We start from the raw sequence: 16553 nt of genomic DNA, 5'->3' as shown, positions 1-16553 counted from the left end.
ATAATCCGACTCCAAAAAAGAAACAAGAAACTAATTTAAATATATCAATTTATATTAACAACAAAAGAACCATCATTTATATCTAATGATATATCATTGATTTTGTTACCACTAACAAGACTATCAAGTAAAGATTCAGATAATAAAGGCAAGACATTATTTTGCAATAATGCATGAATATTTCTTGCACCTGAACCAGAGTCATTACAATTGTTAACTATATAATCTACAACAAGATCTGAATATAAAAAATCAGATTTGTAATTTTTGTTAACTCTATTTTTTATTTTACATAATTGCAGTTTTGTAATTTCTGCAAGAGTTTCTTTATTAAGTGGCAAATAGGGTATGACGTTGATACGACCAAGAAATGCAGCTTTAAATACTTCAAGTAAATCATTTTGAATAGCCTTTTGCAGACCCTGAACGCTTGGCGCAGTTTCTTCATCTTCAAAAAGACTCATTGTTGTATCAGTACCCACATTTGAGGTCATGATAATAATTGTGTTTTTAAAGTCGATATCTCTACCTTCACCATCTTTAATGGTGCCTTTGTCAAACACTTGATAAAAAATGTCATGTACACCAGGGTGCGCTTTTTCAATTTCATCTAATAAAATAACACTGTATGGCTTACGTCTGATCGCTTCTGTTAATACGCCACCTTCACCGTAACCTACATAACCTGGAGGTGAGCCAAGGAGTAACGAAACTTTATGCTCTTCTTTGTATTCTGACATATTGATGACAGTGATGTTTTCTTCACTACCATACACTTCATTCGCTAACGCAAGTGCCGTTTCAGTTTTACCCACACCACTTGGACCCGCTAGCATAAAAATTCCATTCGGGCGGCTTTCGTCTGCTAAGTGCGCTTTAGATGTCTGTACAACTTTTGCAATTAGCTCCAACGCATGATCTTGACCCACAACACGGTCTTTCATTGTGCTGGCTAAATTAAGAACACTCTTCACATCATCTTCATGCATCTTGCCAACTGGAATTCCCGTCCAGTCAGAAATAACTTGAGCAATTAACTCATCATCAACCTGCCAATGCACCATGTTTGAATCATATTTAGCTAAGTTTTCTTTGCATTGTTGTAGCTTTTCAATTTCTTCACTTGGCTGTTCTATTTCATCATTCAGGCCACTAATGACTTCTTTTACATCTTTAATAAGCAACATTTCATTTTCGAACTGCGACTTTAATGGTGCAAGCTGCTCAGTAATTTGCTGGCACTTATTTGTTAAACTCTCAAGCACCTCACTGTGATTTAATCCTGTGCGTTGCTCACGGGTTAACATATTGATTTGCGACTCTATTTCTGAGCGTTCATTTTCAAGCGTTTCAATTGAATTAGGTGTTGATGCTTGGCTCATTGCAACCCGAGCGCAGGCTGTATCAAGTAAACCAACCGCTTTATCAGGAAGTTGTCTGCCGGTAATGTAGCGGTGTGATAAATGCACTGCACTTTCTAGTGCTTGTTCTGAAATGAACACATTATGATGCCTTTCCATAACGGGTACTAAACCACGTAACATCGCAATCGCTTTTTCTGGTGTAGGCTCTTCCACTTTAACGACTTGGAATCGACGCGCCAGTGCTGCGTCTTTTTCAAAGAATTTTTTATATTCAGCCCATGTTGTGGCTGCAATTGTTCTGAGTTCACCGCGCGCTAGTGCCGGTTTTAATAGATTTGCAGCATCATTTTGACCAGCTTGACCACCACTACCGATCATAGTGTGCGCTTCATCGATAAATAAAATAACAGGATTTGGGGTATTTTTAATTTCCGATATTAAAGACTTAAGTCTATTTTCGAACTCACCTTTCATACCAGCACCTGCTTGTAATAAAGCAAGGTCTAGAGTGTGAATTTTTACATTTTTTAGAACATCTGGAACACTGCCTTGTGCAATCCTAAGCGCTAACCCTTCAACAACGGCCGTTTTACCAACTCCAGCTTCACCAGTTAAAATTGGGTTATTTTGTCTGCGTCGCGTAAGAATATCGACCATTTGTCTAATTTCAAAATCGCGCCCCAAAATTGGATCTATCTTTCCTGCTTTTGCCTGAGCTGTTAGATCAACTGTAAATTGATCTAAACTCGGCGTTTTAGAACTTGTAGATACCGATGTTTCAGTCTGACTATTTGCCACAGGGCTTTGTTCTTGTGACTTAGCGACCATTTCAGGCCAAGCATGCAATAATTGCCCTGCTTCTATCTTATTAAACTCTTTACTACAACGACTCACTAAACTTGCTAAAGTGTCATCTTTTACCAGCGTGTAAATTAAGTAAGCACTACGAATTTGTGTATCTGTAAAATCAATGCTCGTACTAAGCCACGTTTGCTTAAGCAAACTGGTAACATGCATCGATAAGCTCGGTGATGAGTTACAACCCGTTTTGTGCATTTCTAAAGACTTATTCAAATCATTTTTTAACGAGTCGCTGTCAATATCGTAAGCGCTCAAAATAATTCTAAAGTCATCAAGTTGTTGTTCAAGCATTGCTAATAACCAGTGCTCTAATTCAACAGTGAAGTGACTTCTGCTATTACAAATTGCAACAGCTTGTTCAAGACTCTTTTTGCACTCAGGGCTTAATTTTTCAACGAGTGTATTTAGCGTCATTGTAGACATAATATTTCCTTGTATTTATTTATCCTTTGAACGAAAGCTCAGAGACTTTGCCGTCTATAGTTGCTTTTTCTGAAAACAGAAAACTATTACAGCCTAATTGAAGTCGCTCTTTTAATAGTTGCTTTGCACCAAGTTTGTAGAAGTTTGCTTTTACTATTAGTGCATGCTGAATTTGATTACCAACAAAATCATTCACTATTTGATGGGCTAAATTCCAAAGCTCTTGCTGTGGTAGAAGACGGGCTGTTTGGTGCTCATTTTTGGGCTCAATAGTAACTTCTATCTTTGTTGAGATGTCCCAAACTTGCTTACCTGCTATTGCGTCAATACCAAGCCTTGCATGTTGTCCTGCAAAGCCCCCGCTGTTAATGCGGGTTTGCTCTGATTTTTTTAGTGGCTGCCACTGACCCACAAACTGATTTATGCTGACGTCACAACCTAAATAGAAAGTTAAAATATTTCGCAGATCAGCAATATTTCGCGTTTTTCGACTGAAAAGACCACTGAAATAAAGCTGATGAGGGGCATTGCCCCCACTCAAAAGTGCCAAAATTTTCGTGTGATTATCTTGATTGCTGTTAGCAAAATTAAGCGCGGGTTTATACTTTTTCCAAGCTCGGTAGTACAACGAAATCAAACGATGATTAAACATATCGTAAAAATCTCTCATTGTGCTGTCTTTGTAGCGCAATCTTTGCATCACCAATTCACTATAAAAGTGTGGCAATGCGCCTGAGCAACCGGTCATCCCCATAAATGATATTTCCATATCAAACTGAGTGATCCCTGCAACGCTTTTAGCAGGTTTTAATTTAGTTATCGCATTACCCGCAAAGCCAAACTTTTGTGTTGAACTAAACTTAATCAGCTCTAGTTTTGGCTGACAATCATAGCCAACTTTCCGGTAGTGCTGAGCCGTACTCGATAACTGCGACTCGATCACAAACACGGCTTTGTAAAAATCTATTTCTGTCGCGTTCTCGAGCAATTGAGCAATCATAGTAGCACCTCTGAACCGACTCTAGCTGGCCACTGATGATAAACTCGGTCTTGTTCTTTTAACTTTAGACTTAAGCGTGTAAAGCTATTAATTGATGCAAATTGCGAGAAGAAACAATCAAGAACTGAAGCAAAAAAGAACACCCCACTGCCAGCGTAATCATCATTTGCAAACGTAATTTCAATATCGGTACCTGTTGCAAATGCAACCCGCCCATTTTGCACAACTCGTGCAGTTGCGGGTTCAATTTTGACGCTATAGATATTATCAATCATCCCTTTTGATTGGGGTGTTGCTTTAAAATCATATAGTCTCAATGTTTCTTTCAATTTCTCTACGCTGTGCTCACCACTGAATGAATCAAGAGTCAGATGATTAATCAGTTGCCAACGAGTATTGCTACCCAACACAGGTCTTACCGCATGAGTAGGTGCAACTAGGCACCTGATTTTTTTGATGACATCGCCACGCTTTGGTAATGTAAAACCAAGTTCATCATCACCAAATGGTAAACTAGCTGGTAGATTACGGTTACTACACTGCGCCCGTGCTGTTACGACCGTATTTCCCTCACTGAGTGCTTGCGCACTATTTTCAAAGCCACCATTTACTAATGACAAATAAGTTTCGGTGCCCGCTTCTGCATAACCACCGGCCCAAAGGGCTGTTTCTCGTCGAGTATGCCAATAGAGATCTTTATGCTCTTGATATTTAGGGTGTGTTTGCGCATAAAAAGGCGTCACCAGCTGTTTATTCCCCTTGTGGTCAAATGCAACTACTTCTTCAAGACTAATAACTTCTGATATTTCAGAGTCGATATAACGTGGTGCAAGCTTATACTCATATTCGCTTAGCTCTGGGCGGATCGGTTCAAGTTCTTGTTCATATAAATTTATGATTGGCGTGCAGCCCAGCAAGAACATGTCTTTATCTACTTGCTTCTCCAACTCGCTCGACTCAACATCTAAATAAAAATAAAGCGTTGTAGTGCTTGCATTGCGTGGTAGTACAGAACGAATATTTTGTAACTCAAAAAACTTAAATTTTTCAGGAAAAATAAAGTTCTCGACTAATAGCCTATATGCTGATGATGAACGCATTGAATAAGGTACTACAGCCTCATGCTCCTCAAAACCAACTGATTTTAAATGAGTTTTCGAGAGGTAATGCACTCCCTCATCGCCATTGTCTACTGCTATTCCGATACAATGTTTAAACAATAGCTCGTAAACTTTGAGTGCATAATGCCATTGTCCATGAATATAAATTTTTAGATCATTTAGCTCTGTTTCATGCAATGAAACGCCATCATACTCACCTGTCAGTTGTAACTTAAAAATCGCTTTAGCTGGTTCATTAAACTTTGGTTTAGGCGCAATAAAAGGACTGTTATCAAACTGGGCAGCAGTTATCTCTACAGGCCACAAATTGGTATCAAAACAGCTTTGAAATTTACACTGTTTCATTCCTTCTACATTAGTTTCAAGCTCACTCCCACGCGGAATGATGACCCCAGTCGTTGATAGGTTTTCTGACTCTAACTTTACAATTGATAATGAAGGGATCGGTGCTTGGTAGTCAGGATAAAGCTGACCTAATAGCGCATCCGTTAACTCAGGAAAGCTATCATCAAGTTTTTGCCTAATGTTGGCAGTTAAAAATGCAAATGATTCGACTAACCTTGAAACATGAGGATCTTCTATCACTTCGTCTGTAAGTTTTAACCTGCCTGCCACTTTTGGGTATTTTTCTGCAAAGTCTTTCCCAAGGTGGCGCACATAAGCTAATTCACGATTGTAATACTTTAATAATTCATCATTCATAGTGAAGACTCATAGATTTTCATACCTAAACTAACTGGCTCAACTTCAGAGTTAAAACTGATGTATTCAGGCTCAGGATCGGCATATAACAAGGCATTAATTCTTAGGTTTAAAATGCGGTTAAGGGGTAGCTCTTCATCAACTAGCACTTCAACTTCAATAAACCTAGGCTCAAATCGCAAAATTGCATCTCGAACTTTTTCACATAACGCTGCTCGCCCCTCATGGGAACTTACAACCATGCTTGAAAAGTCTGGCAATCCATATGATAAACACGATGTTGCAAGCTCACTGTATTGACTTGGCCATGTATGCCACTGGATCCGAGCATTTAACAGTGCTTCGATATCTCGCCTAACGTAACTTTTTAAAAGTGATAAGCTGATACCATCCGTTCGCTGTGGCGAATCCTGTACTTCAGGCTCGTCATCTATCAAGCGGTCTAAAATTGATGCTTTGAGCGGCTGTTTGCTTGCAATCATGAAAATTTCACGCTCAATTAATGAAAGAGCCAAGTTCAGACAATAAAACCGCTTCATCATTTATGAACAGCATTTTCATCCCGCGGCCTAAATACATTTCTTCACTTATTTCATGCCATTCAGTCACTTGACCTAATTTTTCAATTTCGCTCTTTGAGTGTGGGTAAACAACTGGGATATGAGCAGTACCGACAGGTCCATCTTTGATAGTTACTTCAACGCGTAGCCAAATTTGCTCAACGATTGATTCTATTGGCTGAACTTCAAACTTTTCGATTTCATCGAAACGAGCTAAATAAAACTCGCCATTGGTACCCAAAAGTTCCAAATATGGGTTTAATGAATCATCAATATCTCTTATTGCAGTAAGTTGCTCATTTACTGTACTTATCCTGAGAGACTCAACTTTAGCTGCCTTTTCAGTCGCTGATTTAAAATCATCTTCGCGTAAATCGATATGCATCTGAAGAAATACTTCATCTAGCTCATCTGCTTCATGAAATAGCTTAGGGGCCGCTTTACCTTCGTAAAAATCCTGTCTTGCTTGCTCAGCTCTAATTAGGTGCCTTAAATTAACAGCGCCCACCGCTAGCTCAGGCGACTTTGTCACCATAAAATCTAATTGTTTATCAGCTTTTTCAAGCTCACCGTTCACACACAATAGTTCCGTGTAAGCACTGCGAATATCAAAGTTAAGTGGATCATCTTTTAGTTTCTGTGCGCAATACTCTAATGCATCAGCTAATTTTCCATTGCGAATACACTCATGGATCTTCTTCATTTCTATTCCTTTATTTGGTGATGAGGACTTAGTTCAGTCACTAATTTGATACTTGATATCATTTGATCAAGCTGAAAATGGGGTTGTAATTGTAAAACAGAAAAATAATGGCCTGGCCTCGATTTATTTTCAGTCACTTTTACTTTTGCATTCGCCAAAGGATACTTACTTCTTATTTGCTCTGAGGCAGAATCCGATGCTGTAGTGTAGTTGTTAACCCATGCTTGCAAACCTTGTTCACAGGCTTGGGCTGTACTATAAGAGCCAACTCGATCACGCGCTAACAGCTTTAAATAATGAGCAAAGCGTGAAACACATAAAATATATTGCAGCATAGACGATAAGCGAGCGTTTACAGTAGAAGCCTCACTATCGTAGTGTTTGGCTTGCTGAGCTGATGCATTACTATAAAAAACCAGATGCTCAGTATTTGTCACTGACGATGCTGGGATAAACCCAAGTTCAGAGAACTGCTTTTCTAATTTACTAGTCACAATCAAGTCTATTGGTGGCTTAGCTTCTTTTCTGTAAACATCGGTTGAAAAGTAATTTTTCGTCAATCCGGTAACGATGCCTTTAGATATTTTGCCAGGCTCAATGCCTCTTATTTGACCAAACCAACCACTTTCTGCATAAGCTCGCACTAATGTCGACACAAATTGGTAAGCGGCGTTTCCCCATAACATTTCTGTTTCAGGCGTGGTTATTTTTTCTGTATATAAAAAATCTAAGTGACGTGTGCCGTCGTTTTTATAGGGTGCTCTAACTAATACATGCGGCAAGACAAGACCAACAAAACGCGCATCTTCCATGTTCCTAAAGCTACGCCACTTCGTATATTCGACCTGTTCAAACTGAGTATACAAATCAAATTGATAGCCTAAATCAGTAAAACTATTTGCACCAAATAAGCTTGCAGACACAGTAGTAATAAATGGCGAAAAAGAGGCTGCGGCTACTTTCGAAATTTCTTTTAAGGTGTCTATATCGTTGTAAATTGTACCCGGTGCATTGCCATTGGTTATTTCGTAATCACCAATCAATACACCAAAAGGCTCACCGCCTGGACGATCGAACTCATTTTGATAAATTAATTGGAAGAAGCTACTTTGATCAAAATCGATTGCTTTATTAACATCTCTCGATAACGTATTCCAGTCACAATCTAACAGCCGTAACTTTACTTTTTTTTCTTTATCATTAAGTTCTGTTTGTAAAGTTAACCACCACAAATTGCGCCAGCTGGCTTCTAATTGTTGTAACTTGGGGTGATGTAATATTTGATCTAATTGCTTAGAAATAAGCGAATCAATTTTGACAATAGTCAGTTGCAAATATGAACTAATTGACTCTTTATCCCACTGTAAGGGGGAATCTGAAGAGCCTTCAAGCCATAATAACAACGCTTTAAATGTTTCTTTCTCATTAAGAAATCGTTCCAATAAAGCGCTATTTTCGAAGATATCAGACGCTGTATTATTTGAAATTACAGCGTCTTCTCCTATGAATGAAAACTCTTCACAGTTCATTTTGCATCATCCTTAATGCAGAAAGGGTTAGCCAATCTCAGGGATTTTGGCAACCAATCTAAGCGATGACGTAAGCTCTTCCATTTGTAACCATGGTCTTAACCATGCAACGGCATTGTAGGCTCCTGGTTGACCAGAAATTTCTTTCACAGAAACTTTTGCATCGGCTAGAGGGTAACGGGCTCTAATATCTTGACCACCGCCCTCTGTTGCATTGACATATGATAGTATCCAACGATTTAACCATGATTCAACATCTTCAGCTTCCATGTAGCTACCAATTTTATCGCGCGCCATAACTTTTAAATAATGAGCAAAACGTGATGTAGCCATTATATATGGCAAACGCGCAGAAATTGCAGCATTTGCAGTTGCATCAGGCGTTGAATAAACTTCTGGTTTCTGGCAAGTTTGACCACCAAAGAACACCGCGTAATCAGTATTTTTATAATGGCACAGTGGTAAGAAACCAAGCTTACTTAACTCTGCTTCACGTCGATCAGTAATACCAATCTCTGTTGGGCATTTAAGATCAGGATCACCATCATCACTAGTGAATATATGCGTCGGCAAACCTTCTACTTTACCGCCGCCTTCAGCGCCGCGAATAGCGGTACAAAAACCATATTGAGAGAATGCTTTTGTCATATTCGTTGCCATTGCGTAGGCAGCATTACTCCAACAATAATCAGCGTTATCGGTACTTACAGAGCGACCGGCAAGTTCATCAACTTCAAACTCTTCATAGTTGAATTCTTCAACCGGTTTAGATGCAGCACCGTAAGGTAAACGAGATAAAAATCTTGGCATTGTGAGTGAAACAAAGCGTGAATCATCGCTATCTCTAAATGAGCGCCATTTAGTGTATTCAAGAGATTCAAAAACTTTTTCAAGATCTCTTGGTTTAGTAAGCTCTTCCCAACTATCAAAGCCAAAGAGTGAAGGTGATGATGCTGAAATGAACGGACAGAAACCCGCTGCAGCAACGTTTGACATTAAGCCAAGAGTTTCCACGTCTTCAGGGTGATTAGTAAATTCAAAATCACCTACAATAGTGCCGTAAGGTTCACCACCCGGTGTACCAAATTCTGACTCGTAGATTTTTTTGAATGTTTGGCTTTGATCAAACTCAACCGCTTTACTTAAATCTTTATGAAGTTCTTTCTTCTTCATATTAAGTACGCGAATTTTTAGAGTTGAGCCAGTATCTGAATTCATCACTAAATGATTTAGGCCACGCCATGAACCTTCTAATTTTTGAAAGTCTTCATGGTGCATAATAACACTGAGTTGTTTCGATATTTTTTGATCGATCATCTGAATCGCTTCATTGAAAGTCACTGTCATGTTTTTATTCCATTGAACAGTGCCTTTTAAAGCTTCTTCAGTTAATGTGCGTAGCAGCTCTTCAGCTCGACTTGCATCTGTTTGCTTAGTTGCGCCTATAGCTTGAGTTAATAACGATGCTGATTCAGTCGCTGTTGCTGTGTCTAATTCTTGGGCTAGTGTTTCGGTACTCATTTTTCAGACTCCTCTAACTTTAGCTCTTTAGCAATTGAGTCAAGACTCGCTGTGTTGCTTAACACTTCTTCTAAAACATTCTCTAGCTCTTCTGAGCGGTCAATCTTAGTCATTAAGTCACGAAGTTTATTACGTGTCTCCATTAGGTTACGCAATGGTTCAACTTGATTTACGACAGCTGCTGGCTCAAAGTCATCAATACTTTTAAAGTTGAGATCAACGCTAAATTTAGTGCCATCATCAGTTAAAGTATTATCAACATCTAACTTCAAAGAAGGGCTCATTTTCTTTAAAACATCGTTAAAGTTTTCTCTATCAATTTGGATAAAACGTCGGTCTTTTAAAGGTTTTAATACTTCTTGGTTATGACCTGAAAAATCCCCCATTACCCCAACCACAAAAGGCAGCTCTTTTTTTACAATTGCACCTTCAGTTTCAACGTCATAGGTAATGTGTACTCTTGGTTTACGTACACGTTTTAATTTGTCATGGATACTCATTCAAAACTCCTTTTACTCGGTTTCTGTTTCGCTAACTTTGATGCCAGACAGCTTAAAGTATCCGGTCCTAGCATCACTATCGGTTATTAATTCATTTAATAATTCTGGTAGCGATAATTCGCTCCATCGAATAACTTGTTCAATGGTGTAAGACATAGGTGAATGTGGCTCTGTCTTTCTAAAAAACTGCGCAATTTCTTGCAATTTGTTTATCGCATTTTCTCGGCTATTGATTTGGGTATCATTTCGAGAGGGATTCTCATCGACAGGTGTTTCGCCTTCAACTTGCTCATTTTCTTGCGGTTCTTGTATCGACTTCGCTTCAAGGGATTTAAGTTTGTCTTCACCTAAATGCAAAACTGCATTCAAACACTCTTCAAGTGCTTGTTTAATATAAGAGGTAGGCTGTGATTGCTCTGTAGCAGTATCAAGCGCACTGCTTAATGCACTAAATTCAGTAAGCGCCTCTTCGATATCATTTTTTAATGCTAGGAAAAGTTCAGCGGGAGTCTCTTGTGCACTTTTTACTATTAATTCAAAGTCAATTGCGCCCTGGGCTATTTTTTTTTCTCTCTTTTCTTCACTGAGTCGTGAGACGTCATAGGCCTGCTGGTATTCCCAGTAAGTAAAAGCTTCGTAGTTTTGGCTATCTGTTAATGCGATACTTTTAATAGGGATGATCAGTGCCCCTTCACTTGCGACACCATTTAAGCCAACTAATGCAGAGACCTTATCAGATATCTCATCACCATCATCAAGCATTGGATAAAGTGCATCAAAGTGGTTACTAACTAGCTCTTTTGCAACTTTGAAACCAAAAGCCAGTCCTTTAAAGCCGTGGATTCGACACAATGCCTCAGTAAACCACGCCAAATACTCAATATCTTTACTTTCTGTTTTTAATGCAGTGCTACACAATTCTAATAATGGTTGCCAATCACGTGCCAAAGACGTGATCCCTTCATCATCAACAAGCGCAAGTCTTTCAGCAGCACGTAGCTGATTGCGCATATCTTTTAAGGAATAGTACGTTGAGGTAGGAGATACATCTGATCTAGGCTCAATGCCTGCGAATGCATCTTCACTAATCGGAGCTAAATATTCATCAAAAACAAACATTCCATCGCCTTAAAAATTCCTTTTACACCCAAAATAGAGACGTAAAATAATACATCTCTTATTTATAATTTCAAGCCACAAAAGCATTAATTAAAATTAAATTACAAAAAATAAAATAATTAAACAAAAATTATCCACCTTATTAAAATAATATATTAGCTATTTAATAATAAGGGCACAGTCAAGTCATCATTAATCAATGTTTTATCATTAGAATTATCCAGCTTTTCATTTTTCACTAAAATAAAAGTAACATTATCTCTTGCACCACGCACAAGAGTGGAGTGAATTAATGCCATTCCTGAATCAATGATATTTTTAGGCGCTAAAGCAATACTAATTTCTGAATCACTTAACTCACCTGTTAAACCATCCGAGCAAAGTAAGAAAATATCATCAGTTAATAAGTCACCTTCAACAAAGTCGACAGACAGCTCATTTTGCACTCCCACCGCACGCGTAATTACGTTAGCTAAAGGATGGTTTATTGCCTCTTGCTCTGTTAGTAATCCTTCATCGATTAAATCATTAATCTGACTATGGTCCCGTGATAACTGCAACAAAGAGTTAGACCTGTATCTATATATTCTGCTATCACCTACCCACAGAGCAGAATATTTATTGTCTTTAAAAAACAGTACAGTAACGGTTGTACCGGCCGTTTTATTACTTAAAAAGTCACTGCTATATTCAAGCAGTTTCGTATTTGCACTTTGTATTGCTTTAATCAACATCTCGGTTGAAATTGATGAAACAGGTAACTCTTCAACTTCAGCCTTAATAACATCAACTACTAGCTGACTTGCAAAATCGCCGGCTTCATGCCCACCCATGCCATCCGCTACAATCCAAAGGTTGTATTTATTAAGTTCAACATAAGCATCTTCGTTTAGCTCGCGAATAACTCCACGGTGAGACACGGCATAACTGATAAAATTTTTATTCACACTCACTTACCTGGGTATAATTCCATTCCCAATGCTGCCAACGTCCATCTAGCATTGCAGCCACTTGATTTACTGGTGGTAAACCTGCTGTAACAAAAACAACAGGCTTGATATCTATAGAACCGTGGGTCCACCAAACACTATAATCCCCATATTTATTGAGTAAGAGTGAATGCAATACATCATCGACAGTTCCACCACCTAACTCATCTCCTTGAAACTCAAAAACTACAGCAGATTTATTTTCATCTGGAGAAAGGCTTTTACTGAATATTTTAGCGGGTGAACGGCTCTCCTTAAGCGTACTCATCACCTTCTTCTGCCATAAACTTAAGTCTACACTGTCATCAAGTACAGATAACACAGCGTCTTCATAATCAAGAGACAGTTGATTCGAATTTAACGTCGCAATGGGAGTGCTATCGCTATCAACGAGGACCGTAAAAGGATAATGGCGCCCTACAGCATCAACACTTGGCAAAAGCGTTCCTTTTTTAGCACTACTCGTTATTAAATTTTCTGACAATGCAAAATGCCAAACTGGACTTGTTAAATAACGCTCTTGCCATTGAGCACCCAGTTGCTCTTTGCTGACTGCGATAGCAGCTTGTAACCAATGCTCCCAGTGCTCTGAAAACTGCTGACAAACTCCTTCTTGGACAAAGTCACCCAAAAATGGAACCTTGCCCAAATAGCCAATCCCTATAGCCTTGTCGGACATGAAAAACTCTCTATACTTGCGTTCCAAAATGGATGTCTAATTGAATTTGGCAACAATTCAACCATTGCATTATTACCTTGCAGCGAAAAGTGTAGCTCTAAGTCATTTTGTGTTTCGGCTCGCTGGGCCTTTAAATCATCTAACATTCGATAAAAAGACCATTCGCCACTGTAACTAGTATTGATTGTTCTGCCCCCATACGGTGGTGTAAACACAATTCTGGTTTTACTTTGGGCAACGTCTCCTGGCCAAACAATGCTCTTAACTTTCGGCGGACCATGCCTATAAATCATTGACTGACCATCTATTTCTATCATGAAACTGGAAATCGTTTGGTCTAATTTAATTGGCTTTAAACCAAACTCTATTCGCGGTGTATTGCTATTCCCATCAAAGAACACTTCGCGAATTCTGGCCGCTTGCTCAAACATTCTAAGTGCAGACTCGCTTACTCCTATATTTTTTTCAAAACGCCATGGGCTCTTACTCGTATCGACACTTGGTGCAATATAGGTCGTGAAGAAGTTATCAATAGTGCCTTCAGGCCCAAAGAAATCCGAAAAATCTTTAAGATTAATTTCTTTATCCGAGTGAGGTACTAGTGGGTAACGCCCTACAATTGCTGCGTTGTACTCTCGTAAAACACTACTTCTCCAAATTTCGTTAAGGTGTTGATTGGCACTTTTTCTAGTGATGTTTGACGTATCTTGGCTTATGTTCAACAACCAATGACTGGCAGGATAAGGTAGCCCTTTACTTTGAAACTCAAGCTGGCTTAGAAACTCTGGTTTATTTTTGCCACTTAATTGGTTCTTCACAGAAGACTTAAGTAAGCCACCACGATCAAGTTGATTTAAGTAAATATTTAGCTCTCTTAAACTTGCTTGTATTGTTTCAAGTTGCTGTGGTTCGATTTCTAAAATATCACTAAATGCTTCTTCTACTTGATGACCAGGAAGCTTGACCTCAAACTTTGGAGTTTCATTTGGTAAGTAGCGCTTAAGTCTATTAGCCTTAGTATGCATAGCGACTTCAGCTGCATTTGCAGCCACTTTACCGGCAGCCTTTTGATTTTCAGAAATAGGCAACTTAGTCAATTGAACATTTTTTTGAACCGTTGTAATAATATTTTTTATTGGCGCTTCAGGTCCCGCTAAAACATTAGTAACGCGAACACCTTCTGTTGGTGAATTGAACTCTTTTAAAGTCAGCTCATCGACAAACGAACGCCAGTAATAAATATAATCTTGAAAATACTTTTGCTCTAATTTCTTTTCGATCTCCGCTTTAGAAATATCGTATGTGTTTGCAGCTTCTTCACCGTAAACCCAACTACTTGCCATCAGATTACCCAGCATCTTGCTTTTCTCGACATTGAAGATGCCATGGTAACCATTATAAGTATAAAGGCCCGGAATACTTTTCATCGTAGCTTCAGGATTTTGAAAACTAAATTCTCTCGCGCTTTCGTAGCTTATAATGTCCGTTAGTTTTATTGGTGGAATGCTACTTTCCATAAAGTCAGCTTGTAATCTTTGGTAAGCTCTTTCTGCGATTGGCAATTTTGTTAATTCAGCTCGAGCAAGGCGAACAGCTTGATGATCTATTTCTTGCCCAGAAATACCATAATCGAGGAGTGCTCGTGTATGAGCCATTAAATCAGCACGATTGGTTACGTTAACATCACCCGGAAGAGCTCTTTCGTAGTAGGCGCTAAACCATGCAAGTAAATCATCTTGATTATAATGCTCAGGTTCAAATAACATCAGATAGCTACGCAGAGTCTCATATAAATAACTCAAATAGTCTGCTTGTTGTTCCATCTCAGATGTTAGCGCATTGAGTAGAAATGGTTCTAAGTATGTTTTTAAAGAACGTAAGTAGGCGCTTTTCGAAGCTTCTGTTAGCTCTTCAACTTTACTAAAACCATACGCTTCAAAGTCTTCTGCATTAATTTTATTAACAGGGAAGTTCTTTAGCGCATTAAAACGCTGATTCAAAATAATTAGATTACTTTTATCGACCGTATTTTGATCTAATACTTGATATTCAGCTAAAGCTTGATTCGTTTCATCTATTAGATCACTATTCCATGAAAAGCTAATAAACCAAGAAACACTTAATGTAATCAGTGTTATACATGTTACGGCTAGGCATGAAACGCGTAACCACTTACTTTGCTTTTCATGATGTTTGTTAGTACTTGCTAGATTCTGTTCAGGAAAAATAACACTTTCTAATAAACGCTTGATAAAAAAGCTTCTAGTTTGGTTAATATAATCTTTTTTTGCTGAGCTTTGATCACTCAACAAATTAGAAGGTGTTCCCTCTTGCGTTGCACTCGTAAGATAGACACCTCGAAATATTGGCAAGCTTTCATACGCATTTGGTGTAAATATTTCTTTCAAAAAAGAGTAACCAACACTCTGAAGAGCACGAAGTTGCTTCGGAAATTCAAACACTTTAGAGCGGTTCACTAAATCATGCTCGTTAATCAAACGTCGATTTAATAACGAAGTAAGGTTTGAAATTAATCCATGAAATTCTTTGTTAAACACTTCAATTTGATTGTCAGAATCAGTATCTAGTTCAAAAGTTACCCCCCAAACTTGCTCCGTTTCTTCATCACTGAGCTCACTAAAAAACTCTCTAAAGCCTTCAACCAAGTCGACTTTTGAAAAAATAACATACACAGGAAAGGTCATGCCAAGCTGCCCTTGAAGCTCCTGTAATCGTTGCTTTATCGCACGGGCATGTAAGTTACGCTCAGTTTTAGTTTGATTCATCAGTTCGGATATCCCCATACTGATGATCACACCATTTACAGGCCGCTTGGGTCTGTATTTTCTAAGTAGACCTAAAAAACCTTGCCATGCCTTTGAGTCATGTAAAGCATGGCTATTTTGTGTTGTGTAACGACCTGCGGTATCGATAATCACTGCTTTATTAGTAAACCACCAATCACAATTACGCGTACCACCAACACCGTGAATTAGGTCTGTGCCTAGCTTTTCCTTTAAAGGAAAATCAAGACCTGAGTTATTAATGAAGTTTGTTTTACCTGAACCAGGAGGGCCAATCATGATATACCATGGTAGCTGATAGATATTACGACCATTAAAAAGCTTAGCATCCTTCAATAACTCGATCGCCTCAACCATACGAGTTTTTAAGGTTTTAATTTCTTCTTGGACTTCATCTGCAGCATTAGCATCAACCTCAATCAGTTCTTCTGTCATGCTGGTATTTCGTTTGCTTTGATTTCTGAACTCAATCAATTTAACAACGGTATATACCAATAAAATTGCTAAAATTGTGATAGCACGAGCTGCAACACTTTCAAACGGTTTATAATCGGCGATCGCAATCAATGGGCCACCAAACCAAATAAGTAGGAAGAGAGCTAAAAAGCCAACAACAATCATTACCTTACGAGAAGTAGCAGCGTACATAGCGCGCTTGCACTTTTGAATAAAACTCAT

12 protein-coding genes are annotated in these 16553 nt (G+C 38.6%); all 12 read right to left on the bottom strand.

The features are described from left to right. Positions 1–44: 44 nt before the first annotated feature. On the bottom strand, positions 45–2648 hold the full coding sequence (tssH, locus tag BIZ38_RS01730; RefSeq protein ID WP_187489396.1) for a type VI secretion system ATPase TssH: 2604 nt from the start codon (positions 2646–2648) through the stop codon (positions 45–47). A 19-nt stretch (positions 2649–2667) separates the two neighbouring features. Beyond that, entirely contained in the window at positions 2668–3648 is a 981-nt protein-coding gene (gene tssG, locus BIZ38_RS01725) for a type VI secretion system baseplate subunit TssG (RefSeq protein ID WP_138618892.1), read from the bottom strand. Next, on the bottom strand, positions 3645–5471 hold the full coding sequence (gene tssF, locus BIZ38_RS01720; protein WP_187489395.1) for a type VI secretion system baseplate subunit TssF: 1827 nt from the start codon (positions 5469–5471) through the stop codon (positions 3645–3647). The genes tssG and tssF overlap by 4 nt, the downstream gene beginning before the upstream one ends. Next, positions 5468–5953 carry a type VI secretion system baseplate subunit TssE gene (tssE, locus tag BIZ38_RS01715; protein WP_166338540.1) on the bottom strand — a complete coding sequence of 162 codons (486 nt, stop codon included), beginning with the start codon at positions 5951–5953 and terminating at the stop codon, positions 5468–5470. Before tssE ends, tssF begins: the two co-directional genes overlap by 4 nt. A gap of 13 nt (positions 5954–5966) precedes the next feature. Beyond that, the gene (locus tag BIZ38_RS01710; RefSeq protein WP_138618886.1) at positions 5967–6734 is read right to left on the bottom strand and encodes a type VI secretion system accessory protein TagJ; all 768 of its coding nucleotides are present in this window, start codon (positions 6732–6734) and stop codon (positions 5967–5969) included. Between the two features lie 2 nt (positions 6735–6736). After that, positions 6737–8263: a type VI secretion system contractile sheath large subunit gene (gene tssC, locus BIZ38_RS01705; protein ID WP_187489394.1), complete on the bottom strand. Its 1527-nt coding sequence runs from the start codon at positions 8261–8263 to the stop codon at positions 6737–6739. A gap of 27 nt (positions 8264–8290) precedes the next feature. Beyond that, the gene (tssC, locus tag BIZ38_RS01700; RefSeq protein WP_138618882.1) at positions 8291–9784 is read right to left on the bottom strand and encodes a type VI secretion system contractile sheath large subunit; all 1494 of its coding nucleotides are present in this window, start codon (positions 9782–9784) and stop codon (positions 8291–8293) included. Continuing rightward, complete coding sequence (gene tssB, locus BIZ38_RS01695) at positions 9781–10284, bottom strand: type VI secretion system contractile sheath small subunit (RefSeq protein WP_119853120.1); 504 nt, start codon at positions 10282–10284, stop codon at positions 9781–9783. Before tssB ends, tssC (BIZ38_RS01700) begins: the two co-directional genes overlap by 4 nt. A gap of 12 nt (positions 10285–10296) precedes the next feature. After that, positions 10297–11403 carry a type VI secretion system protein TssA gene (gene tssA / locus BIZ38_RS01690; protein WP_187489393.1) on the bottom strand — a complete coding sequence of 369 codons (1107 nt, stop codon included), beginning with the start codon at positions 11401–11403 and terminating at the stop codon, positions 10297–10299. Positions 11404–11558: 155 nt separating this feature from the next. Beyond that, the gene (locus BIZ38_RS01685; protein WP_138618878.1) at positions 11559–12350 is read right to left on the bottom strand and encodes a PP2C family protein-serine/threonine phosphatase; all 792 of its coding nucleotides are present in this window, start codon (positions 12348–12350) and stop codon (positions 11559–11561) included. Beyond that, positions 12343–13071: a type VI secretion system-associated protein TagF gene (gene tagF / locus BIZ38_RS01680; RefSeq protein ID WP_138618876.1), complete on the bottom strand. Its 729-nt coding sequence runs from the start codon at positions 13069–13071 to the stop codon at positions 12343–12345. The genes BIZ38_RS01685 and tagF overlap by 8 nt, the downstream gene beginning before the upstream one ends. Continuing rightward, positions 13053–16553 carry a type VI secretion system membrane subunit TssM gene (gene tssM / locus BIZ38_RS01675; protein ID WP_187489392.1) on the bottom strand — a complete coding sequence of 1167 codons (3501 nt, stop codon included), beginning with the start codon at positions 16551–16553 and terminating at the stop codon, positions 13053–13055. Before tssM ends, tagF begins: the two co-directional genes overlap by 19 nt.

The sequence above is a fragment of the Pseudoalteromonas sp. BZK2 genome (genome assembly GCF_014349195.1).
Lineage (GTDB): Bacteria > Pseudomonadota > Gammaproteobacteria > Enterobacterales > Alteromonadaceae > Pseudoalteromonas > Pseudoalteromonas simplex.
Note: the sequence above shows the minus strand (reverse complement) of the source record. Positions and strands in the feature narration are given on the sequence as shown.

What these genes read in the sequence shown, in the direction of transcription:
- tssH (WP_187489396.1), bottom strand. Translation starts at nt 2,648, where the DNA reads ATGTCTACAATGACGCTAAATACACTCGTTGAAAAATTAAGCCCTGAG.
- tssG (WP_138618892.1), bottom strand. Translation starts at nt 3,648, where the DNA reads ATGATTGCTCAATTGCTCGAGAACGCGACAGAAATAGATTTTTACAAA.
- tssF (WP_187489395.1), bottom strand. Translation starts at nt 5,471, where the DNA reads ATGAATGATGAATTATTAAAGTATTACAATCGTGAATTAGCTTATGTG.
- tssE (WP_166338540.1), bottom strand. Translation starts at nt 5,953, where the DNA reads ATGATTGCAAGCAAACAGCCGCTCAAAGCATCAATTTTAGACCGCTTG.
- BIZ38_RS01710 (WP_138618886.1), bottom strand. Translation starts at nt 6,734, where the DNA reads ATGAAGAAGATCCATGAGTGTATTCGCAATGGAAAATTAGCTGATGCA.
- tssC (WP_187489394.1), bottom strand. Translation starts at nt 8,263, where the DNA reads ATGAACTGTGAAGAGTTTTCATTCATAGGAGAAGACGCTGTAATTTCA.
- tssC (WP_138618882.1), bottom strand. Translation starts at nt 9,784, where the DNA reads ATGAGTACCGAAACACTAGCCCAAGAATTAGACACAGCAACAGCGACT.
- tssB (WP_119853120.1), bottom strand. Translation starts at nt 10,284, where the DNA reads ATGAGTATCCATGACAAATTAAAACGTGTACGTAAACCAAGAGTACAC.
- tssA (WP_187489393.1), bottom strand. Translation starts at nt 11,403, where the DNA reads ATGTTTGTTTTTGATGAATATTTAGCTCCGATTAGTGAAGATGCATTC.
- tagF (WP_138618876.1), bottom strand. Translation starts at nt 13,071, where the DNA reads ATGTCCGACAAGGCTATAGGGATTGGCTATTTGGGCAAGGTTCCATTT.
- tssM (WP_187489392.1), bottom strand. Translation starts at nt 16,553, where the DNA reads ATGAGTTTTATTCAAAAGTGCAAGCGCGCTATGTACGCTGCTACTTCT.